Source organism: Streptomyces sp. YGL11-2, from assembly GCF_050054615.1.
Classification (GTDB): Bacteria; Actinomycetota; Actinomycetes; order Streptomycetales; family Streptomycetaceae; genus Streptomyces.
The window spans coordinates 1-20,692 of sequence record NZ_JBNHIN010000048.1 but is presented as its reverse complement, the minus strand read 5'-3'; the positions used below and the strand labels follow the sequence as shown (position 1 = coordinate 20,692).

The 20,692-nt window shown below is 70.9% G+C and carries 17 protein-coding genes and 1 pseudogene; 11 read left to right on the top strand and 7 right to left on the bottom strand.

Features of this window, described 5'->3' with window-relative positions:
* Positions 1–2 precede the first annotated feature (2 nt).
* The 3 genes from ACO1BR_RS34890 (at position 3) to ACO1BR_RS34880 (ending at position 2,900) form a co-directional block, all read left to right on the top strand.
* Positions 3–1,085, top strand: coding sequence for an ABC transporter ATP-binding protein (locus ACO1BR_RS34890; RefSeq protein ID WP_426799121.1), 1,083 nt, complete (start codon positions 3–5; stop codon positions 1,083–1,085).
* Between the two features lie 321 nt (positions 1,086–1,406).
* Positions 1,407–1,886 carry an ATP-binding protein gene (locus tag ACO1BR_RS34885; protein WP_426799120.1) on the top strand — a complete coding sequence of 160 codons (480 nt, stop codon included), beginning with the start codon at positions 1,407–1,409 and terminating at the stop codon, positions 1,884–1,886.
* Positions 1,887–1,994: 108 nt separating this feature from the next.
* Positions 1,995–2,900 (top strand): sugar-binding transcriptional regulator, encoded by a 906-nt coding sequence (locus ACO1BR_RS34880; protein ID WP_426799119.1) that lies wholly within the window; start codon positions 1,995–1,997, stop codon positions 2,898–2,900.
* A 119-nt stretch (positions 2,901–3,019) separates the two neighbouring features.
* On the opposite strand, the gene ACO1BR_RS34875 is transcribed toward ACO1BR_RS34880, so the two are convergent.
* Positions 3,020–4,549, bottom strand: a complete 1,530-nt coding sequence (locus ACO1BR_RS34875; RefSeq protein ID WP_426799118.1) for a protein kinase domain-containing protein — start codon at positions 4,547–4,549, stop codon at positions 3,020–3,022.
* A 619-nt stretch (positions 4,550–5,168) separates the two neighbouring features.
* On the opposite strand from ACO1BR_RS34875, the gene ACO1BR_RS34870 reads away from it, so the two are divergent.
* On the top strand, positions 5,169–6,617 hold the full coding sequence (locus ACO1BR_RS34870) for an erythromycin esterase family protein (RefSeq protein WP_426799117.1): 1,449 nt from the start codon (positions 5,169–5,171) through the stop codon (positions 6,615–6,617).
* Between the two features lie 269 nt (positions 6,618–6,886).
* Here the strand turns inward: ACO1BR_RS34870 and ACO1BR_RS34865 are convergent, their stop codons facing one another.
* Positions 6,887–8,071 carry an erythromycin esterase family protein gene (locus ACO1BR_RS34865; RefSeq protein ID WP_426799116.1) on the bottom strand — a complete coding sequence of 395 codons (1,185 nt, stop codon included), beginning with the start codon at positions 8,069–8,071 and terminating at the stop codon, positions 6,887–6,889.
* 77 nt (positions 8,072–8,148) lie between these two features.
* Between ACO1BR_RS34865 and ACO1BR_RS34860 the strand changes: the two genes are divergently transcribed.
* Together ACO1BR_RS34860 and ACO1BR_RS34855 are read left to right on the top strand one after the other, a co-directional pair.
* The gene (locus tag ACO1BR_RS34860; protein WP_426799115.1) at positions 8,149–8,835 is read left to right on the top strand and encodes a TioE family transcriptional regulator; all 687 of its coding nucleotides are present in this window, start codon (positions 8,149–8,151) and stop codon (positions 8,833–8,835) included.
* 193 nt (positions 8,836–9,028) lie between these two features.
* Positions 9,029–9,775 (top strand): helix-turn-helix domain-containing protein, encoded by a 747-nt coding sequence (locus ACO1BR_RS34855; RefSeq protein WP_426799114.1) that lies wholly within the window; start codon positions 9,029–9,031, stop codon positions 9,773–9,775.
* A gap of 1 nt (position 9,776) precedes the next feature.
* Here ACO1BR_RS34855 and ACO1BR_RS34850 read toward each other — a convergent pair whose 3' ends face one another.
* Entirely contained in the window at positions 9,777–10,202 is a 426-nt protein-coding gene (locus tag ACO1BR_RS34850; RefSeq protein ID WP_426799113.1) for a VOC family protein, read from the bottom strand.
* Between the two features lie 275 nt (positions 10,203–10,477).
* Between ACO1BR_RS34850 and ACO1BR_RS34845 the strand changes: the two genes are divergently transcribed.
* Together ACO1BR_RS34845 and ACO1BR_RS34840 are read left to right on the top strand one after the other, a co-directional pair.
* Positions 10,478–11,377 carry an MBL fold metallo-hydrolase gene (locus ACO1BR_RS34845; RefSeq protein WP_426799112.1) on the top strand — a complete coding sequence of 300 codons (900 nt, stop codon included), beginning with the start codon at positions 10,478–10,480 and terminating at the stop codon, positions 11,375–11,377.
* Positions 11,378–11,483: 106 nt separating this feature from the next.
* A complete protein-coding gene (locus tag ACO1BR_RS34840; protein ID WP_426799111.1) occupies positions 11,484–12,821 on the top strand; it encodes a hypothetical protein in 1,338 nt (445 codons plus the stop codon).
* A gap of 80 nt (positions 12,822–12,901) precedes the next feature.
* Here ACO1BR_RS34840 and ACO1BR_RS34835 read toward each other — a convergent pair whose 3' ends face one another.
* Positions 12,902–14,116, bottom strand: a complete 1,215-nt coding sequence (locus ACO1BR_RS34835) for a hypothetical protein (RefSeq protein ID WP_426799110.1) — start codon at positions 14,114–14,116, stop codon at positions 12,902–12,904.
* A 231-nt stretch (positions 14,117–14,347) separates the two neighbouring features.
* On the opposite strand from ACO1BR_RS34835, the gene ACO1BR_RS34830 reads away from it, so the two are divergent.
* The 3 genes from ACO1BR_RS34830 to ACO1BR_RS34820 all read left to right on the top strand — a co-directional run bounded on the left by ACO1BR_RS34830 (position 14,348) and on the right by ACO1BR_RS34820 (position 18,558).
* Positions 14,348–16,219: a transketolase gene (locus ACO1BR_RS34830; protein ID WP_426799109.1), complete on the top strand. Its 1,872-nt coding sequence runs from the start codon at positions 14,348–14,350 to the stop codon at positions 16,217–16,219.
* 250 nt (positions 16,220–16,469) lie between these two features.
* The gene (locus tag ACO1BR_RS34825) at positions 16,470–16,835 is read left to right on the top strand and encodes a DUF4440 domain-containing protein (RefSeq protein ID WP_426799108.1); all 366 of its coding nucleotides are present in this window, start codon (positions 16,470–16,472) and stop codon (positions 16,833–16,835) included.
* Positions 16,836–17,790: 955 nt separating this feature from the next.
* Entirely contained in the window at positions 17,791–18,558 is a 768-nt protein-coding gene (locus tag ACO1BR_RS34820) for a hypothetical protein (RefSeq protein WP_426799107.1), read from the top strand.
* A 276-nt stretch (positions 18,559–18,834) separates the two neighbouring features.
* Here ACO1BR_RS34820 and ACO1BR_RS34815 read toward each other — a convergent pair.
* From ACO1BR_RS34815 to ACO1BR_RS34805, 3 genes and pseudogenes are all read right to left on the bottom strand, one after another.
* Positions 18,835–19,254 (bottom strand): annotated as a pseudogene (locus ACO1BR_RS34815) (metal ABC transporter permease); the annotation flags it as partial.
* Positions 19,241–20,104, bottom strand: coding sequence for a metal ABC transporter ATP-binding protein (locus ACO1BR_RS34810; protein WP_426799106.1), 864 nt, complete (start codon positions 20,102–20,104; stop codon positions 19,241–19,243). The pseudogene ACO1BR_RS34815 and the gene ACO1BR_RS34810, both read right to left, overlap by 14 nt.
* 8 nt (positions 20,105–20,112) lie before the next feature.
* Positions 20,113–20,283 carry a hypothetical protein gene (locus tag ACO1BR_RS34805; protein WP_426799105.1) on the bottom strand — a complete coding sequence of 57 codons (171 nt, stop codon included), beginning with the start codon at positions 20,281–20,283 and terminating at the stop codon, positions 20,113–20,115.
* Positions 20,284–20,692 lie beyond the last annotated feature (409 nt).

Genomic DNA, 20,692 nt, shown 5'->3' with positions numbered 1-20,692 from the left:
ACATGGCTGAGGTTCGGTACGAGCAGGCATCCCGGATCTACCCGGGGGCACCGCCGGTGATGGCGGTGGACCGGCTGGATCTGGCAATCGCCGACGGTGAGTTCCTGGTACTCGTCGGCCCCTCGGGATCGGGGAAGACCACCGCGCTACGCATGCTCGCCGGTCTGGAGGACATCGATTCGGGCCGCATAGCGATCGGCGACCGCGACGTGACCCACGCACCGCCGAAGGAGCGGGACATCGCGATGGTCTTCCAGTCGTACGCGCTGTACCCGCACATGACCGTGGCGCAGAACATGGGTTTCGCGCTGAAACTTCGCGGCGTGCCCAAGGAAACCCTCGCCGAGAAGGTGACGGAGGCCGCCCGGTTGCTGGACCTGGAGAAGTACCTCGACCGCAAACCCAAGGCACTCTCGGGCGGGCAGCGTCAACGGGTGGCCATGGGCCGGGCGATCGTGCGGGAACCCTCGGTGTTCCTCATGGACGAGCCGCTGTCCAACCTGGACGCGAAGCTGCGGGTGGAAACCCGTGCCAACATCGCCGCCCTGCAGGCGCGGCTCGGCACCACGACCGTCTACGTCACCCACGACCAGGTCGAAGCGATGACCATGGGCCACCGGGTCGCCGTGCTCAAGGACGGAGTCCTCCAGCAGTGCGACACCCCGCGAACCCTGTACGAGCGCCCCGCGAACGCCTTCGTGGCCGGGTTCATCGGCTCGCCCGCGATGAATCTGCACACCGTGCCCGTGAGCGAGAGGGGAGCGCACCTGGGCGAGACGATTCTCCCCTTGCCGCGCTCCGCCACCGCCGACCTCACCGAGGTCACGCTCGGAATCCGCCCGGAGGCCCTGAGATTGGTCGGCCCGGAGCAGGAAGGCTTCAAGCTCACCGTCGAACTCGTGGAGGAACTCGGCGCCGACGCCTATCTGCACGGCAAGGCGCTCCTCGGTGCCCCGGGCCAACGGTTCGTCCTCCGCGTCGACGGCCGCACCCCGCCAGCCATCGGGCAGACCGTCACCGCCGGGCTCCGCGACACCGGCGAAATCCACCTCTTCCACCCTGGCACCGGCGAACGGCTGGACTGAACGTTCCCGAATTGTTGCGCACGGTCACCGATATTCCGGCCCAGTCTGCTCATTTGTGCACCATGCGCTCAATTCTTGAAAAAACCGCATCTGATACCCGCTGACCTATTGACTTCGCCCGACATCGAGTTCTAATGGAAGAGCAAGTGAACATATGAGACGCAATTGCTCGTTTGAGTAGGAGTTGCGGTGCGGGATATCCGAGTCCGCTGTCGTCGATGACACACACGATCCTTGATCCCCCGCACTGCAGCAGGAACCCCGCCTTGAGGGCGCGGCACCCTCGAAGCGGACCGCGGATTTTCTTGAAGGGTCAAGGAAATGTCTGCTGTGGCCGACTGCGACGCGCTCCGACCTACCGAAGTCGCCTCCGCCTCGCTCGAATTGAAAGCGGTTCTGCCCGCTGCACGGCAGGCACGGACCTTCACCAGGGAGTGCCTGCGCCTGTGGGACGAGGGCGAGGAACTCATCGATGCGGCGGTGCTGATCGTCTGCGAACTGGCGACCAACGCCATCCGCCACGGAGCGGCGCTGCTGCTGGCCGAGCGCGGAGTGCGGCACGCGTCGGACTCCATGATCACTCTCACCCTGGCGCTGCAACCCGACGTCCTCCACATCGAGGTGCGTGACGGATCGGCGGTCCTGCCCGTACCGCGCGCGCCTGAACACGGAGACGACTCCGGACGCGGGCTGGTGATCATCGCGGCACTTGCCGAGTCCTGGACGTCCGGGAGGGATCCCCGTGGCGGCAAATGGGTTCGGGCCCGTCTGCCCCGCGCGACCGGCGCCGACACGGTCTGAGGTGTCCGTCATGAGTCCGAGGTGTTCACCATGAGGACCCGGGACAAGGCGAGGGCCGGAGCCCGACCGCATCACGCGGGCCCGGAAGAACTCGTGCAAACGGCCGCCATGGCCCGGAGGTTCTATCTCGAAGGCAAATCCAAGATCGAGATTGCTGAGGAATTCGGTCTCAGCCGCTTCAAAGTCGCCCGGATGCTGGAGACCGCTCTCCGCGACGGCCTGATCCGGCTGGAGATCCGGCTGCCCCCGGAACTGGACGCCGAACGATCCGACGCCCTGCGCACCCGGTACGGTCTGCGCCACGCCATCGTGTTCACCTCCCAGGTACAAGACCCGGGCGGTGCAGCGCTGGTCACCCGCCGCCTCGGCGCCGTGGCCGCGGGCCTGCTCGCCGAGATCGTCACGGAGGACGACGTCCTCGGGCTCATCTGGGGTCCCGAGATCGAGGCGCTCAGCCCCGAACTGACCTCCCTGGCCCGGTGCACCGTCGTGCAACTGTGCGGCGTGACCCCGCTGCGGCCGGTCGACGCGAATGCCGTGGAAGCGGTGCGCCGAACCGCGGCGATATCACGAGGCGTCGCCTACCCCATCTACGCACCACTGCTGCTGCCTGACGGCGCGACGGCCCGGACCCTGCGTCGGCATCCCGGCATCGTCGAAGCCGTCAGCCGGTTCAGCCAGGTCACCAAGGCAGTCATCACGGTCGGCGCCTGGGGGCCGGGACTGTCCACCGTCTACGACGCACTCGGCGACGCGGAGCGCGAGCACTACCGGAGCCTGGGAGCGTGCGCGGAGGTTTCCGGTCACCTCCTCGACGGCGAGGGCCGGATCGTCGCCCCTGAACTCACCGAACGGATCATCGCCATCAGCTTCGAGGAACTGCGCCGCGTGCCCGACGTCGTTCTCCTGGCCGACGGCTCCCAGCGGGCCGCCGCCACCGCGGCAGCTCTGAAGACCGGCCTGTTCAACGGCCTCGTCACGGACACGGGTGTGGCCGAGCACCTGCTCGCCTGACGCACCGCGCCCGGTCGAACGACCAACGAGAGCCCGGGATTTCAAGGCCGCGGGAACGTGCTCCGTTCCGCCGCGCGGGGCGCCGACTGCCAGTGGCCACTCCGCTCGGGTGCCGGCGCCTAGGGACGGAAGCGGATCCCTTTGACGGCGGTGTCGAAGACCGGCCGGTACTGGTCCCATTGCGCGTTCGGCGCGGAAAGGTAGACCACGTACTGGGTGCCATCGGTGTCGGAGAAAGCCAACTCCACCGCGCGGTACTCCCGCACCTGGCCGCGGAAGGTGAACTCCCAGTACCCCGCGGGCCGCCCCCGGAACGTCGTAGGAGCCATCCTGACCCGCTCATAGCCCGGGTTGTCGCGACGCGTCTGGGCCTCTTCGGTCTCATGCCAGTGCCGCAGCGGATCGGACCCCGCGAACTCGACCATGTCCACCCTCAGGCCGACCAGCCCGGACGGGTCGAGGTAGGCGACTTCACCACCGGGCACGTTCTTGGGGGCCCAGCCGTCCGGTACCGGGATGGAGAAGCCCTGGTCGGCCGTCTTGAGGTGGTATCCGGCAGGAAGCGGCGGCGGTGGGGAGGGGCTGGGGTTCGGAGGGGGACCGGAGGTGCCGGCCCCGGACGGGTGGGCGCTCCCCGTGGCAGCACCGCCACCGGGCCACAGCAGCACACCGCCCGTCACGGTGGCGGCGACCACCACCGCGGAGACGATCCACAGTGCCGTGCGGCGGCTGCGCCTGCCCACCAGCGCCGGGGCCACGGTCTCGTCCACGGGGTCGTCCGCACGCTCGGGCGGCGTGGGCGGAACGAGGGGCGCGGTCGCGGCCGTGGTCGTGGCCGTCTGGCCGAGGAGGCGTTCGGCCTCGTGAGCGTCCATGCGCTGGCCGGGGTCCTTCACCAGCAGCCCCTGGATCACCGGGGTCAGGTGCCCGGCATCGCGCGGAGGTTCGTACTTCTCGGCGGCGATGGCGTACGCGGTCTCGATCGCGGTGTCCCGGTGGAACGGGAGGCGGCCTTCCACCGCCTGGTACAGCGTCACGCCGAGGGACCACAGGTCGCAGGCCGGCCCGGGCTCGGCGATCCCACTCCGGAGGCGTTCGGGCGCGAGGTACTGGACCGACCCGACCAACTCGCCGGTCCTGGTCAGCGACGGCGTTCCGGGCTCCACGGCGATCCCGAAGTCGGTGAGGACGATGCGTCCGTCGTTCCCGAGAAGAACGTTGGCCGGTTTGACGTCCCGGTGCAGCACTCCGGCGTCGTGCGCGGCGCGGAGCGCGACAGCCATGATGCGGCCGATCCGGGTCACTTCGCCGAGTGGCAGTGTGCCCCGCTGCTTCAGGACATCGCCCAGTGTGACGGAGGGTATGTACTCCATGATGATGCACGGCAGGCCCTCGTCGTCGACGACGTCGTGCACGACGATCACGTTGGGGTGGGTGATCCGGGCGGCGCTGCGGGCCTCGCGGCGGGTGCGTTCGTAGAGCCGCTGGACCTCGTCGTCGTGCAGGTGCGGCGGAACGTGCAGCTTCTTCAGGGCGACGCGTCGGCCGAGCAGTTCGTCCTCGGCCTGCCACACGGTGCCCATGCCGCCGCGGCCCACACGCTCTACCAGCCGGTAGCGGTCGGCTATCAGTCGTCCCAGATCGGACACCGTGAGACCTTCTTCTTCCCCGCGCGTCTGAGCACGCCTGAACGGATTGCGGAAGCACCATAACGTGTGCCGTCCGCACGGCGTGGCCGCGGTTTTCCCGGACTTCCGACGGCGTTCCAGGCCGACCGGCAGGCGCTCCGGGCGCGGCCGGACAACTCCCGCGCGCGATCCCGCATTCGCCGTGGTAAGTGGCCTTTATCCCCTGTGCAAGTGGCTTTTCGGTCCATCAGCGACTCCCCCGGCAACCGACTCCCCCTCGCGACCGGACCCCAGCGCCTTCGGAATCCGCGCAGAGTCCCGCCTGTTCGCCGCCGGCAGGCGGTACCGGCTCCCTCGGGGGTCCGTCCGGTTGCGGGGAGCCGGGACGGCCTGCCGGAGGCGGCCGGTCGGCAGCCGTACGCCCGCCGGAAAACCGCGATGCGTGCGGTGACCGCTCTTGATACGGTTCCCGGCATGTTCCTGTGCACCGGCCAGAGCTGGTTCCTCAAGCCCCGCAGCGCCGCCTAGCGGCGAGCTGCGTTCAACCATTCCGACAGCTTCGCCGCACTCCGGTTTCCCGCCGGTGCGGTGCTTGACGCTGCCCGGCTCCGATGATGACTCACACCGCGGAGCACGTTTCATGAACGACCAGAATCACCACGACCAGACCCACCACGACCACGGCACCCGCGCAGACCATCGCGATCTGCGCGATCTCCTTCCGCCGGCCGAGCCGACCCTGACCGCCGCCCCCGTCGAACTGACGCGGTGGGTCACCTCGCACTCCTCCCGACTGGCCGATCTGGGCCCCGGAGCGGACATGGCAGCTCCGCTCGATGACCTGGAGCCGCTGCGCGACCTCGTCGGAGGCGCTCGGGTGGTGGCCCTCGGCGAGAGTTCCCACCAGATCCGCGAGTTCGCCCTGCTGCGCCACCGCATGCTGCGTTTCCTCGTCGAGCAACTGGGCTTCACCGTCTACGCGATGGAGTACGGGGCAGCCGAGGGCCGCGCGGTGGACGCGTGGGTCCAGGGCGGGCCGGGCGACATCGACGACCTCCTGGCGCCCCGGAGCAGCCGTCCTCAGGGCGACAGCGCAGGAGGCGAAGGCGCCTCCGTGACGGGCCTGGGGCAGCCCGTCGAATGCCGGGACACCCTGCGGTGGCTGCGCCGGCACAACGCCGGCGCCGCGCACCCGGTGCGCTTCGTCGGGTGTGACATCCCCATGGCGGGCGGCTCGCTCGCGCCCGTACTGGAGCCGGTCGCCGCCTACTTGGCGACCGTGGACCCCGGCGCGCTGCGCTTCCTGAACAGCGCACTGGAGATCTCCGAGCCGATCGCGGGCGGGACGGGTATGGTGCCCGCCTACGTCAGGCTCGGCCTGGACCCGGCGGTGCAGGACCGCCTCACCACCGCGCTCGCCCGGCTGCTGGGCCGCTTCACCGACCTGCGCGAGATCTACACCGAGCGCAGTGGGCCCGCGGCGTACGGGATCGCGCTGTCGGACGTCCGCGCGGCGGTGACGACCGACCGGACCCAGCGCGCCATGGCCGAGGCGCTCGCGGGCGCGCCGGACAGCCTGAGCTTCGCCGCCCGGGAACGCTATCTGGCCGACACGCTGCTGGAGTTCCTGGAGCGGTCCGGGCCCGGCACCCGCGTCGTCCTCGTCGGGCACAACGCCCATATCCAACGCTCGGCCAACCAGAACGACGGCCCCCTGGCGCTGACGACCATGGGCAATCTGCTCTCCCGGGCGCTGGGTGCGGACTACGTCCCCCTCGCGCTGACCGGCAACGGCGGCATGACGGTGGAGAACGTGCCCGACCGGGACCATCCGCTGGGCATGCGCTGGGGACGGGCGGCCACCCCCGACGCCATGCCGGACAGCGTGGAGGCGCTGTTCGCGGGCGTGCCGGGGGAACCGGCGCTGGTGGACACGCGGGCGCTGCGCGCGTACGCGCGTCGTCACGGACTGCCGGAGCCCGTCCGCACCCGGCTGGACACCGCGTTCATCCCGGTCCCCGCCCTGGAGGCGTTCGACGGGATCGTCTGCGTCCCGGACACCACGGTCAGCGCCGACACACCGCAGTAGGCGGCTGACGCGCCAACGGCGCGGGCAGGGCGGGCCGTTCCGTGCTCCTCACGGGCGGCCCGCGCTGCCGGCCGGCTGTGTCGTCGACCGGGACCGGGCCGCTGGGGGTCTCCCCTGCCGTACGCCCGCGCACGCACCCCCCACCGGGCGCCCGGTCGGTCGGCGTCACCCCGTCCGAGCGCTCCGGTGGTCGGCAGGTCCACGCCCCGCACCGGGCGGCCGGGCACCGAACCAACTGGCACTGTCAACGCCTCACCACCGTGGGGGACTCAGATGTCCTTGACGAAGAGGATGGCGTCGATCTGGTCGGTGGTGGCCGGGTCGAGGGGGAAGTACGTGTGGTCGACGGGGACGCGCGGCGGCGGCTGTCGGTCGAGGGCAGCGGCGAGGCGGGCGGGGTCGATGACGGTGCGGGCGTCGGGAAGGGCCGACAGGAGCCCTTCGAGGGTGTCGGGGTGGGGGACATCGGAACCGCGGGTGCCGAAGGTGGTGGCGGCGAAGGCGTACTGGTCGCCGAGGCGGGTGCCGATGATGGCGCCCGCGCTCCACCAACGCAGCGGCTTGTCGGCGAACTGCACCTGGCTCCTGTCACGTTGCAGATGGCGGTTGTGGGCAAAGGCGAGGGTGGAGCCGCGGCGGGCCTCGCGGCGGACGATGGCGTCGAGGTTGTCGGCCATCATCGCGTCGCGCAGGCCCATGAGCCCGCTGAAGCGGGTGGGCGCGGTGTCGGCCATGCCGGAGTGGTAGCGCAGCAGCCCGGTGGCGGTGCGGGCGTGCAGGTCGGCGCGCCAGAAGTCGTCGGGGGACGTGACGCTCGTCAGGTGAGGGGCGTGCGAGGTGAGGAGCGCGCACAGGTCGTCGGCGACCAGGCGCAGTTCCCCGGCCTCGGGGGTGCGGCCGACGGACCGGCCGGGGTCCATCATGACGGCCGGGTCGGTCCAGTGCTCGTCGGGGCCGAGCAGCTCGTCGAGGGACTCGCGACTCCAGGCCAGGTCGAGGTGGGCGGCGAGGTAGTCGTGCAGTGCGGTCAGGGCCGGGCGGGGGCTGGCGGCGCCGGTTGTCTCCAGGGGGCCGTCGAAACCGTAGAAGCGGAGCCGTTCGTGCGGCGGACGCCGTTCGTTGTAGTCGCGCATCCAGCGCAGGAGTTCGCGGTTGCCCGCTGCGGCACCGAAGCCGTGGCTGAAGCCGTGGTTCATCACGTCGCCGAGGGTCCCGGTGCCGTCGGCGACGTACGCGTCGGCGGCCAGGGCCATCAGGCAGTCGCTCTCCACAGTGATCGAGCGGTAGCCCTCGTGTGCGACGAGGTGGTGGAAGAACTCGTTGCGCAGCTCAAGGAAGGCTTCGACGCCGTGGGTGGGCTCGCCGAGGCCGAGCAGGCGGGTGTGGGGGGACAGGAGCGTGGTGAGGGCGCCGCCGGTGAAGGGACGGGCGGCGTCCTGGATCGAGGACGTCATGCCATCAACCGTATCGTTGAACCTTCGATGTAAACTTCTGCAGCATTTCTCCCCGTAGACGAGGACGTACCTTCAAAATGCGGTTGCGGCCCATCGATCTCGCTCGCGAGCACGGCCTGTCCACTCAGGCGGTGCGCAACTACGAGGAGGCGGGGATCCTGCCGCCGGCCGAGCGCTCGCCGCACGGCTACCGCGCCTACGCTCCGCGCCATGCGGCGGCGTTGCGGACGTTCCTGGCTCTGGTCCCCGCGCACGGCCACACGACCGCGGGCGCGATCATGCGGGCCGTGAACGGCGGCACGGTCGAGGAGGCGCTGCGGCTGATCGACGAGGACCACGCGCAACTGGCCGGCGACCGGAGCACGCTGGAGTCCGTGGCAGGGGCGCTGCGCGACCTGGTGCCGCCGGGTGAGCTGGAGCCGGGTGGGACGTTCATCGGGCCGCTGGCGCACCGGCTCGGCATCCGGCCGGCGACGCTGCGCAAATGGGAGCGAGCCGGGCTGACCGTGCCCCGGCGCGACCCGCGCACCGGCTACCGCGTCTACACCCCCGCCGACGTGCGCGATGTGCTGCTGGCTCACCAACTGCGGCGGGGCGGCCACGGGTTGCAGCAGATCGCGCAGGTGCTGGAGCAGGTCCGGACGGCGGGCGGACCGGAGCCGCTCCAGGCGACGCTGCGGGAGTGGCACGACCGGCTGACGACGCGGGGACTGGCGATGCTGACGGGCGCGGCCGCGCTCAACGCCTATCTGGGAACGCCGTAGTGCCTGACGGCGACTTCACGGGCGGTCCGCACCGACGGCGGTCGCACGGAAGCCGCCCCTCGAAGTGTTCGCCCGAGGATCCCGTACGAAGATCTCGTCGTGATCGCGCCTGCGGTCGGCGATGCCGACACAGACTTCGGCGACAGCGCGATGTGGGGAACCCCGGCGCGCGAGAGCGTCGGTGAGTGGGCCCATGCCCCGCGGCATCGCACCGGTACGGCGTAGCATCTGCGAGGTGTCGTGCGCGTATGCGGAGCGCGCGTCCCGGCTGTCGGACGCGGTCGTGTGGACGCGGCAGGCCGTCCGTCCCGGTGAGCGGGAGGTGGTGGCCGTGCTGCCTGACGGGTGCATGGATCTGCTGTGGACGGAGGGCAGGATCCTGGTTGCCGGGCCCGACACGCGCGTCTACCGCCCTGGTCCCGGTGCAGGGGGCCCGTGGGCGGGCGTCCGCTTCTTCCCCGGCACCGCGCCCGCCCTCCTCCGCGTGCCTGCGCACACGTTGCGGGACCGACGCGTGGACCTCACCGACCTGTTGCCCGGAGCCAGCACACGCCGCGCGATCGAACGGGTCGACGCCGCGCCCGACCCGGCTTCTGCCCTCGAAGACCTGGCGCTGCGGCTCGCGGCCGACGCCGGCCCCGCCGACCCGCTCCCGCGGGCGGTCGTGACATCCCTGACGGCCGGCCGCTCCGTCACCGCGACCGCCGCATCGGTGGGTCTTGGATCACGGCAGCTCCACCGCCGGTCCCTGGCCGCTTTCGGTTACGGCCCCAAGACCTTGGGGCGCATCCTGCGCCTGCAACGCGCCCTCGCCCTGGCCCGGACCGGCGTCTCCTTCGCGGAGACGGCGGCCCTGGCGGGTTTCGCCGATCAACCTCACCTGGCGCGCGAGGCACGGGAGTTGGCGGGAACTTCCCTCACCGGCCTGGTGGCGCGCTGACTCAAGCGGAGGCGTCGGCACGTGGCGCAAGTGGCGCGAACAAGTCGACGCCGTTGCCGTCCGGGTCGTGTACCGCGGCGTAACGCTGCCCCCAGAAGGCGTCCCAGGGCTTCAGCTCACCGTGGTATCCGGCGCCGACCAGATCCTCGTACACCGCGTCGACATGGTCGGGACCCGTACAACGGAACGCCAGCCCCACCCGGCCGCCACCCGTCGGTGGACGCCATGCCGGGTGGAAGGAGCGGACGGTGTTCTCGGAGTCGAGGGCGAGCCGCAGCCCGCCCGGCAGTGCGGCCTCGACATGCGGCTGCTCCTCGGATCCTTCGGGAAACTCGATCCCCAGACGCCGGTAGAAGGCGAGCGAAGCGGCCAGATCGGAGACGACAAGGCCGATGACATCGCATTGGGGTGCTGGCGCGGAATTCATGGTCGGCAGCGTAGGCGCGCACGGACGCCGCGTCTTGAAGGAAACAGACACCCGGCCGGACGGGGCGGGCCGGCCCCGAACCCGGAACCCGACCCCGGGCCCGATCCCGATCCCGAGAGAAGCCTGCTCACCACCATCGTCACCGTCTGGTTCCCATCCGGTGCCGTGCGTCGCCGACCGACCGCATCCAGCCGAATCCCACCGAACCCGCTCCATCCCCAGGTGCGGTGGTCCGACCGATAGCGCCTGCGTCGTCCGGCGCGCAGGCTGGGGACATGGACACCATCACGTTGGGGAATGTGGAGATCACCCGTGTGGTGGAGCTGCCCGCCAGAGGCCGCCCCCGCGACTACGTCTTCCCCGGCGTACGCGTCGAGCACTGGCAGACGCACCAGAGCTGGCTCGCCCCCGCCTTCCTGGACCCGACCGCCGACGAGGTCCGCATCATGATCCAGACCTGGCTGATCCGCAGCGAGGGCCGGACGATCCTGGTCGACACCGGCATCGGCAACGACCGGGAGCGCCCGGCCATGCCGGCCTTCCACCACCTGAGCACCCCCTACCTCGGAGAGCTCGCCGCTGCGGGTGTCCGCCCGCAGGACGTCGACACGGTGATCTGCACCCATGTCCACGGCGACCACGTCGGCTGGAACACCTGCCTGGCGGACGACGGAGGGTGGCGACCGACCTTCCCCCACGCCCAATACGTCATCTCGCGCGCCGACTTCGACTACTGGAACCCGGCCAACGGACACCGGACCCGCTCCGGCCCCCAGATGGCCAACGTCTTCGAGGACAGCGTGGCTCCGGTGCACCGGGCCGGACAGACCGTGCTGTGGGAAGGCGACCACCACGACATCGACGCCCTGCTGCGTATCGAGCCCGCCCCCGGCCATACGCCGGGCTCCTCCGTCGTATGGCTGCGGTCGGGCACGGACCGGGCGGTGTTCGCCGGGGATCTGCTGCACAGCCCACTACAGATCGTGGAGCCGGACGACTGCCCCGGTTTCGACGAGGACGAGCCCCGCGCACGGGACAGCCGGCGCCGGGTGCTCGGGGAGGCCGCGGACCGGGGCGCGCTGCTGTTCCCCGCGCACTTCCCCGGTCCGGGCGCGGCCGAAGTGCGGCGCGTGGGCGACCGGTTCGCGGTGAAGGAGTGGGCGGCGTGGCGGTGAGGTCGTGATGGCCATGCGGGTTGGATGCTCCGTGGGTCCGCAACGGCATGGCGAACAGCACAGCCGGTGCCGGAACCGGCAGCGCACGGACGCCGTCGACTGATCTGTGAGAACCAAACGGGTCAAGATGATCCTCGGCTGTGTGGCGCTCCTGTGCGTACTCGGCGCCGCGATGGCACTCGGCGGTGTGCTGACGGGATCAGGCGGCGGCAAGAAGACCACGGCGAACGCCTCGACGACCCCCGACCCGGCCGAGAAACCAGGGCCCGATGCGCCCGACAAGGCGTCCGGCGGAGGCCCGGCGATGCGTATCGACGGCCCGGACGGCCCGGTGACGCCGAACGAGGTCACGTCGTTCACGGCACACGTCCGGACTCTCACTCCGGCCCCCGACAACGCAGGCAACAACTGGGCCCAGGGCCGCAGCGGGCAAGCGGTCAAGGCCATGGGGAGGGTCTACGAGGTCACCCATGACACGGCGATACTCGACCGGATGATCGGCTTCTGCGACGCCGTGCTCTCCGAGCGCAACGACCTCGCCCCCGCTCCGGTCGGCCGGCACACCCTGTGGACCGGCAAGGTCGACCCCGCCTGGCCGAACAACGTCACCGCTCAGCCCGTCGGCACCGGCGGCGAGCAGGGCGACCCGGTCGGCCACCTCGGCGACTGCGCCCGGCAGATCCTCCAGACGCCCGCCATCTGGCACCACCGTGTGCCGACCGGCGACCCGCACCGATACGGCGCCACCTATCTCGACCGGGCGAAGAGGTTCGTCGCGGAAGCCGACGTCGCCGTCGACCAGCACATTCTGGCGCGGCTGCTGGACGTCTCCCGCGGCAACCGCCAGTACTTCGCGGCGGATTCGCCCTATCAGGGGGGCAAGCCGGTGCCCTGGAACCAGCAGATGATGTTCGACTACGGCTTCTCCAACCTGGCGATCGACCACCAGCTGCTGGGCGACGACGCCCCGCGCGTCGCCCACTACGACCAGCTGGTCAAGGCCAGCGTGGACTGGTTCTTCTCCGCAACCCGCAAGCACACCGACCCCGCGGGCAAGCCCGCCTACGACTGGGGCTACTCCCCGTCGCAGGCGACCGGCGAGGACTCCAACCACGGCAGCATGGACTGCGCGGGCTTGTACCGGCTGTACCTCACCGGCAGGTACGGCATCACCCCGGCCATGATGACCCCGCTCGCGGACATGTTCGTCGACGTGATGACCAAGGGGCCGCACCAGTACGCCGGACGCGTCGACGGAACGAACGGCCGGGGCCACGGCTCCCCCACCGGCTATCTCCGCGACGGCTTCCTCCCCCTCGCCGAGTTCCGCCCCGACGCGTACCGCGCCATGCTGACCGCGGCTCTCCCCGGGGACCGCACCACGAACGTCGGCTCGTTCTCGGATGCCCTGGTGCTGAAGAGCCGCCGCGGCCAGCACCATTGAAGCCGGCCGTTCCCCGGCCGAGGCCGGTCCGCTGCCGCCGGCAGGTTCCGAGGAGTTCGGCCGGCGTCGGCCTCGGTCCGTCAGGCCCCGGGCAGGCTGTCGAGCCGCTCCAATATCTTCTCGATGGATTCGGTAGCGGTACGTCGACGCCCCGGCACCCGGCTGCGCAGGGCGAGTAGTTGAGGTGCGAGCGCGCGGGCGTCGACGGCGTCGTGCAGCTGCATCCACTGGTGGTGGGCTCCGTCGACGGCGGTCTCGACGTCCTGGGCGGTGGGTGCCTGCTGCAGGGCGTCGAGGCGGGCCTCGGCGGCCTGGAGCCACAACTGGCAGCTGAGGCGGGGGTCCTGGGCGACCAGCGCGAGGAACGCCCGGACCTCGACCCAGTGGACCGCGGCGAACGAGGTCGCGCCGTACGTCCGCACCGCGAGCCGTTCGGCGGCGGTTGCGAGTTCGGCCGCCTCGTGGTGACGGCCGGCCTTCGAGAGGGCGGCGATCCGTTCGTGCGGATCCGCCTCGACGGGGACCAGGGCGTCAGCGGGTATGCGGGCGGGCGAGGTGGCCTGTTGGGACGGTGGTGGGGAAATCGGGACGGGGGCGGCCGGTGCTGGATTCCCGGACGGCACAGGGGCGTTGACGGGTGCGGGCCCCGCGTCGAAGACGAGTGCGACCTCGGCGACCCCTGCGGAGCGGAGGGCCTCGCAGTGCAGCGCGTGCGGGCCGGAGCGCTGCCCGGAGCGCAGGATCTGGGCCAGGGCCTGTGTGTAGTGGGGCTGGGCGTTCAGCCGGCGGGGCGGGGGCGGGGTGATCACGCCGTAGACGCGGGTGCCGCCGGGAAGGGCGAGCGGCGGCCCCTCCTTGAGCAGCTGCCAGACATCGGCGTCGGCGGCCAGGTCCGCATACAAGGTGGTGACGGTGCCGGGGCGGCGCTGTCGCAGCTCCTGGACGAGCCAGCCCCACGGCAGCGCCGTATAACGGACCGTGGCGGGCGTGGTGCGGGCCAGGGCCAGGTGGACGGCGCGCTGCTTGCGGTCGAGTTGCAGCTGCCCCACGATCACGACGGTGAGCGGCCCCTCCGCGGCGGCGGCACCTCGGATATGGGTGAGGACGGCCTGAGGGTCGACGGGGTCGGCCAGTTCGATGAGCGTGGCGGTTGTGGTGCCCGCCCACGCGGCCGGGGGCACGGCGGCGAGCATGGGCAGCACGCTGCTCGCGTCGGCGAACCTGCCTTTGCCTGCCGGGGCGGCTGCCAGCAGCAGCACGGTCCCGGGCCGTTCTTCCGCCCCGTTGATCTGCACGTCTGCACCGTATCTGCCGACCGGCCGGCTTCGGCAGGCAGGCCGACGCAAACCCGCCGCACCGGACGAAGCCGGGTACGCGAAGCCCGCCGCCGCGTTCGAACACACCGCCAGGGCCGTCCTGCCTGATCATCGGCCAAGGGGCGGTTACCCTGCCCGGACGGTGATCGGCCACCCCGAACCGGCGGCCCTCACCCGGCGTCCACCGGCCGTCCACGAAAGGCCCCCACCATGACCGCAGCGCAGACCACCGTCCTCGGGCCCGGAAGCGACCTGCCCCAGATCTTCGAACTCGCGCAACAGCTGCGGGTGGACTCGGTGCGCGCCAGCACCGCGGCCGGTTCCGGACACCCCACCTCAAGCCTGTCCGCGGCCGATCTGATGGCTGTCCTCATGGCCCGTCACCTGCGCTACGACTGGGACGCCCCCGACAACCCGGCGGGCGACCACCTGATCTTCTCCAAGGGGCATGCCTCTCCCCTGCTGTACGCGATGTTCAAGGCGGCCGGTGCCGTCAGCGACGACGAGCTGATGACGACCTACCGCCGCTTCGGCCACCGTCTGCAGGGCCACCCCACCCCCGTGCTGCCCTGGGTGGACGTCGCCACCGGTTCCCTAGGTCAGGGCATCGCCTACGGCGTCGGCATCGCGCTGGCCGGCCGGGAGCTGGAGCGGCAGCCCTACCGGGTGTGGGTGCTGTGCGGGGACAGCGAGACGGCCGAAGGGTCCGTGTGGGAGGCCCTCGACAAAGCCGGCCACCACCGGCTGGCCAACTTCACCGCCGTCATCGACGTCAACCGCCTCGGACAGAGCGGCCCTACCGAGCTGGAATGGGACACGGCCACCTACGCCCGCCGCTTCGAGGCGTTCGGCTGCCGCGCGATCGTGATCGACGGGCACGACCTCCAAGCGATCGACCGGGCCCTGACGACCGCCGCCGACGGGCAGGCCCCCACCGTCATCGTCGCCAGGACCGTCAAGGGCCACGGCGTGACCGAGGTGGCCGACAAGGAGGGCTGGCACGGCAAGTCCCTCCCCGAGGACATGGCCGACCGCGCCGTCGCCGAACTGGGCGGCATCCGTCACCTGCGCGTGCGCGGCCCCCAGCCGCCCGCCACCACACCCAGCCCCGCCCCGGCCGCCGACCCCGTCGAGCTGCCCCGCTTCGACGTCGGTGACAAGGTCGCCACCCGTGTCGCCTTCGGCGGCGCCCTGGCCGCCCTCGGCGCCCGCCCGGACGTCGTCGCCCTGGACGCCGAGGTCGGCAACTCCACGCACGCCCAGGACTTCGAAAAGGCCCACCCCGAGCGGTACTTCCAGACCTACATCGCCGAACAGCAGATGATCGCCGACGCCGTCGGCATGGCCGTCCGCGGCTACCGCCCCTACGCCACCACCTTCGCCGCCTTCCTCACCCGCGCCCACGACTTCATCCGTATGGCTTCCGTCTCCCAGATCTCCATGGCACTGTGCGGCACCCACAGCGGCGTCGAGATCGGCGCCGACGGCCCTTCCCAGATGGGCCTGGAAGACCTCGCGATGATGCGCGCCATCCGCGGCTCCACCGTCCTCTACCCCAGCGACGCCACCTCCGCGGCCGCCCTGACCGCCACCATGGCCGATCTCGACGGCATCTCCTACCTGCGCACCACCCGCGGCGCCTACCCCGTCCTTTACCGCAGCGACGAAACGTTCCCCGTGGGCGGCTCCAAAACCCTCCGCCACAGTACGCACGACCAGGTCGCCCTCCTCGGCGCCGGCGTCACCCTCCACGAATGCCTCGCCGCCGCCGAACACCTCGCCGCCGACGGCATCCAGGCCCGCGTCATCGACCTGTACTCCATCAAGCCCATCGACACCGACGTCCTGGCCCGCGCCGCCCAGGACACCGGCGCCCTCGTCGTCGTCGAAGACCACCACCCCGAAGGCGGCATCGGAGAAGCCGTCCTCTCGGCACTCGCCGCCACCGGGGACCACCCCGCCTTCACCCACCTCGCCGACACCGTCCTACCGGGTTCCGGCACCACCGACGAACTCCTCGACGCCGCCGGCATCTCCCACACCCACATCGCCCAGGCAGCACGCGCCCTGCTCCAGCGATAGCGTCCGCAACCCGCAGCGCACAACGGCATCCCACCATCGAACGGTCATTACTCGCCGGGCGTTTCGACATGATGAGCGGTGCCAGCCCCATGATGAGCGGTGCCGGCCCAACTCCCGCTGACCTGACCACCAGGCAGGGGCCCCTCGGACACCCCACTACTGTGCACGAACAGCACCTCGAACTCTCGACAACCGTCGTCGCGGGAGCAATTCGCTGTCCCCTGGGATGCGGTCTCCATAGGGTTCCGGCATGGCGGACGAGAGTGAGCAGACGGTGCAAGCGGCCCTTGCCGGGGAGTTGCGGCTTCTCGAACCCGAGGTGCGTGCTTCGCCGGCGCGAGTCCTGGAACTTCTCGACCCGGAGTTCACCGAGATCGGGGCCTCCGGGCGTCGGTGGGATGCGGAGTCGATCCTCACAGTGACGAGTGCCGGCACTGTGTCCTCGGAGTCTCCGGTGAACGTCAGCGACATGACCGGTGTCGTCCTTGCCCCGGGCATCGTTCATCTGACGTACTTCGCCGACCATCAGGGCCGCCGGTCATGGCGCAGTTCCTTGTGGCGCCTGACGGAGACGGGCTGGCGGATGTACTTCCACCAGGGGACTCCGACCGACTGAGCCTGGGAGACACGGTCGGAGGCCGACCTCCCTCGTGCATCGGACCGCCGCCCCAGGGCATCGGTGCCCGCCCGCTGCTGTCCCACCGCCGCCCACCGCACGCGGCGGACGGTCAACACCCCGATTCCCAGGCCGTCTTGAGAGGATCAGGACGGAGCCGGACCTGGGCGGGCGGCCGCCTTCTTCACGGACTTGGCCAGGACCGTGTGCGGGTGCCGGGAGGTGGTCACGTGGTGGTGCAGGGTCCACAGCGCTTCCATGGCCGCCGCGCCGTGTCTGGAATGTCTGTGCGCCGAGTCGGGACTGCGTCCGCCGGCGCTGCGCATCTCCATCAGAAGCCAACCACAGGACAGGAGTGGAAAGTTCGGGTGGGGAGCGAAACGGCCTTCGGGAGAATGGTCCCCTTCCGTTTGGCACCGCCTGCCGCGACGACGTGCCGCATGCCCGCCGGGCGCAAACATGACGCCCCTCCAACCCGCTTTCTCCCGCCGCTGCTGTGGCACACGTTCACGCCGTGGGACATGGGGCCTCGGGAGCTTCCCGGGTGATGGGGAGCGCACGGAAGCTCGGGAGTTGACGATCAGGGCTCGCGGGCGCAATGGCTGGCCGCAGCGGGACTTGGCCGCCGCGCTCGGCAATACGGACAGCCGGGTCTCCCGGGTCGAGCGGGAGGGATTCCGGTCGGCAGCCTGGAGATACCGCTCAGCCATCTGATGTCCGGGGCATATCGCTGCCGGAACCCCTCGCTGCCGCGGCACGGTTGTCGCCTGGCACCGTCCGTCCCTGGCATCGTCAAGCCATCAACCACCACAGACCCACATGTGTTTGCCGCCCGTCAACCGCGCATGGAGAGCCGGCAACCTGAGGGAATACTGCCTCGATCCCATGGGCAGGCAGTGTCACAGTGCAAGACTGACTGCCGTGCCCCGTGCCTTGAAGGCCAAGGAGAGGTACGGTGACTGGCGATCACGCTCAATGCTGCGAGGGTAGGAAGCCCATGACTGACTCAGTTCTCCACCAGACCATCGAAAGCCTCGAAAGCACGCTGCCGGAGCTTGAGGCACAGGAAAAGCAGTTGCGCGGCGAACTCAACGACGTGGTCCAACGCGTCACCTCCGCGCGTCACGCCCTGGAGCACCTGCGTGTGCTGACTGGCGCCGCTGCCCCTCTTGAGCAGTCCACGCCCCTCGCCACGGTCGGGGCGGATAACGCTCCGGTGGCAGAGGCGTCGGCGGCACCGGCGTCCGTGGAACCGGAGTCGGTGGAACCGGCAGGTGACAGCGCCGGGCAGGACTCCCCGGCGCCCGAGGTGCCTGTCGGGCCCGAGCCGGTGGCGGAGCCGGCAGGTGTGGCGGCAGCGGCCGTGCCGTCGCCGCGCGCGGCGTCCTCGCGCGCCAAGACCGGTACGGCGAAGAAGCGCACCGCCAAGAAGGCCGCCGCGAAGAAGGCCGCTGTGCCGGCAACGGCACGGGCCAAGAAGGCGGCTTCGAAGCCGGCCACGCCCGCACGACCGGCCGCTGAGAGCACAGGGGGGCTCCTCGATGCCGCGCTGAAGGTGCTCCGGAAGTCGAACGGGCCGCTGCGTGCCCGTGAGATCAATGAGGCCCTCGGACGCGAGGCAACTCCCGGCCAGATCGAGTCTGTTCGCAACACTCTCGATCGGGTGGCGAAGCAGCAGAAGCTGGTCACGCGCCCCGGGCGGGGTACGTACGCGGCGCTCTGACTTCACACAGCGCGGTGCCGGTAGGGCCACGTCCTCGTTGGGACGTGGCCCTACCCGTGTTTCCGTGCCCGAGCCTGAGCGGGTGGGACCGTCATGCCTCACGCCCCATGAAGGTGGTCGCCCGCCCTGCTGTGTGCGAACCGCGTACTGGTCGGTGGGCGCTGTCCGCTGCGGCTGTTGGGACGCTCGGGGCGCGAGCCCGGGAGTACCTGGCTCTGATGGCGAGTAGTAGGCGGCGGTGAGTCCCGCCCAGGTGGCGGTGAGCGAGACCAGCACGGCCAGGGCGAGGCCGGCGGCCGGGCGGGCGGTGTGGTGCTGGGCGGTGGCGGCGGGGATCACCATCAGGGCGAACACCAGGAGCGTGCCGGTGATCTGACTGGCCCCGGCGGTCGCCGCCCCGAGGAGGACCATGAAGGCCAGGGACAGCCCCCGGACCGGTACGCCGCGGGCGGCGGCGACCCGTAGGTCGGTGGACGCGAACAGCAACGGCCGGCCAATGAGCGCCAGCATCGCAAGGACGGCCGCGCCGACGCACAGCAGCACGGTCACCTGGGTGGTGATGCCGAGGAAGGTGCCGAAGAGGATGGTCTGCGGCCCTTCCAGCAACCCCTTGTAGAGGGCTACGAAGAGGTAGCCGCAGGCGAGGAGGAAGGCTTGGACGGTCCCGGTCGGCGCGGCGGCGTCAGTCGGCAGCACGGCACTCTCCCGTGGTCTCCGGACGTCCCACCACGACCAGTTGCCCGTCGGAGGCGCGCAGCACCTCGATCGGCGTCCCGTAGAGCGCGGTCAGGGTGGCGGAGGTGATGACCTCCTGCGGGCTGCCGGTGGCGGACCCACCCGCGGCCAGGTACACCACCGTGTCGAGGTGGTGCAGTATCGGATTCACGTCATGGGCCACCATCGCCACGGCCACGCCCTCCTGATGGCAGATGCGCCCGATCAACGCGGCCACCCCACCCTGGTGGGACAGGTCCAGACTGTCCAACGGCTCGTCCAGCAGGAGGAGTTGGGGACGGCGGACCAGGGCCTGGGCGATGAGCAGCCGCTGCTGTTCGCCGCCGGAGCACTGCCCGATGGGCCGGTGTGCGTAGGCGGTCGCTCCGACCAGTTCGACGACCTCGTCGACGCGTGCGCGGGCTGCCCGGCGGCGCGGACCCGGCAGCGGCAGGGGCAGGCCCCAGCGGTCGCCGTCCAGTCCCATACGGACCACGTCGATGCCGCGGATCCGCATCGAGGCATCGAAGTTGCGGCGCTGCGGCAGGTATCCGATGCGGTGCCCGGCCCGGCCGGGACGGGCACCGAGGACCCGCACCTCACCCCCGGCGACCGGTACGGCACCGAGCAGTACCTTGATCAGAGTGGACTTGCCGACCCCGTTCGGCCCCAGGACCGCGCTGAACTCGCCCGCGCCGACCGTGAGGTTCACACCGGACCAAAGGTCCCGGCCGGCCAACCGCACGGCGGCGTCGCGCAGTTCCAACACCGGCACGGCATCGCGTCCAGGGGCGACGCCGCTCGGCGCGCCCAGACCGGCTCCCGGGCGCATGACCCCATTCATCGCGCGGCGGCCTTCGCCAGGGCCTGCTCGATGCCCTGGAGCTGGGCGGTCCGCCACTGCCGGAAGCTCGCGCCGGCGGGGGTCAGCGCCTCGGTGACGGTGGCCACCGGGGGGTTGTGCAACGGTCGCGGGAATCGGGATGCGCAGGCGGTACGTGCGGTGCTCATGCGGGGCTCCCTCAGGCGAAGCCGGACGCTGGTCGCGTGCTCCGGTATAGGCGCTGCCCCAAGCTAGATGGCAACGATTTTCACATCAATCTCCAGATGAAGACCATTGCCGTCTCTTGACCGGAACCCGACCGTCCGGGCCAGACCAATCAACGGCCGGCGCTGCGCGGCGTCTCCCGCTCCCGGCCACCAGTCCCCTCCCCGCGCGCCTGCCGCACACCCCGCTCAGCCAGTAGCCACCACCAGGATCGCCATGAGCGGCACCACGGCGCCGCCCCCAACACCTCCCGAAGTCACGGCCGTTGCACCGTCCTCGCGACCGCCACGGAATGCCCGCCAGGCGTGCCTCGGCGGGCGGCCCGGCCGGCCATGCCGCGGTCGGAAACGCCGCGCGGGCCCCGTCCGAGGA

Bases quoted from the DNA above. Each gene is read 5' to 3' on its own strand.
- ACO1BR_RS34890 (WP_426799121.1), top strand. From the start codon at position 3: ATGGCTGAGGTTCGGTACGAGCAGGCATCCCGGATCTACCCGGGGGCA.
- ACO1BR_RS34885 (WP_426799120.1), top strand. From the start codon at position 1,407: ATGTCTGCTGTGGCCGACTGCGACGCGCTCCGACCTACCGAAGTCGCC.
- ACO1BR_RS34880 (WP_426799119.1), top strand. From the start codon at position 1,995: ATGGCCCGGAGGTTCTATCTCGAAGGCAAATCCAAGATCGAGATTGCT.
- ACO1BR_RS34870 (WP_426799117.1), top strand. From the start codon at position 5,169: ATGAACGACCAGAATCACCACGACCAGACCCACCACGACCACGGCACC.
- ACO1BR_RS34865 (WP_426799116.1), bottom strand. From the start codon at position 8,071: ATGACGTCCTCGATCCAGGACGCCGCCCGTCCCTTCACCGGCGGCGCC.
- ACO1BR_RS34860 (WP_426799115.1), top strand. From the start codon at position 8,149: ATGCGGTTGCGGCCCATCGATCTCGCTCGCGAGCACGGCCTGTCCACT.
- ACO1BR_RS34855 (WP_426799114.1), top strand. From the start codon at position 9,029: ATGCCCCGCGGCATCGCACCGGTACGGCGTAGCATCTGCGAGGTGTCG.
- ACO1BR_RS34850 (WP_426799113.1), bottom strand. From the start codon at position 10,202: ATGAATTCCGCGCCAGCACCCCAATGCGATGTCATCGGCCTTGTCGTC.
- ACO1BR_RS34845 (WP_426799112.1), top strand. From the start codon at position 10,478: ATGGACACCATCACGTTGGGGAATGTGGAGATCACCCGTGTGGTGGAG.
- ACO1BR_RS34830 (WP_426799109.1), top strand. From the start codon at position 14,348: ATGACCGCAGCGCAGACCACCGTCCTCGGGCCCGGAAGCGACCTGCCC.
- ACO1BR_RS34825 (WP_426799108.1), top strand. From the start codon at position 16,470: ATGGCGGACGAGAGTGAGCAGACGGTGCAAGCGGCCCTTGCCGGGGAG.
- ACO1BR_RS34810 (WP_426799106.1), bottom strand. From the start codon at position 20,104: ATGCGCCCGGGAGCCGGTCTGGGCGCGCCGAGCGGCGTCGCCCCTGGA.
- ACO1BR_RS34805 (WP_426799105.1), bottom strand. From the start codon at position 20,283: ATGAGCACCGCACGTACCGCCTGCGCATCCCGATTCCCGCGACCGTTG.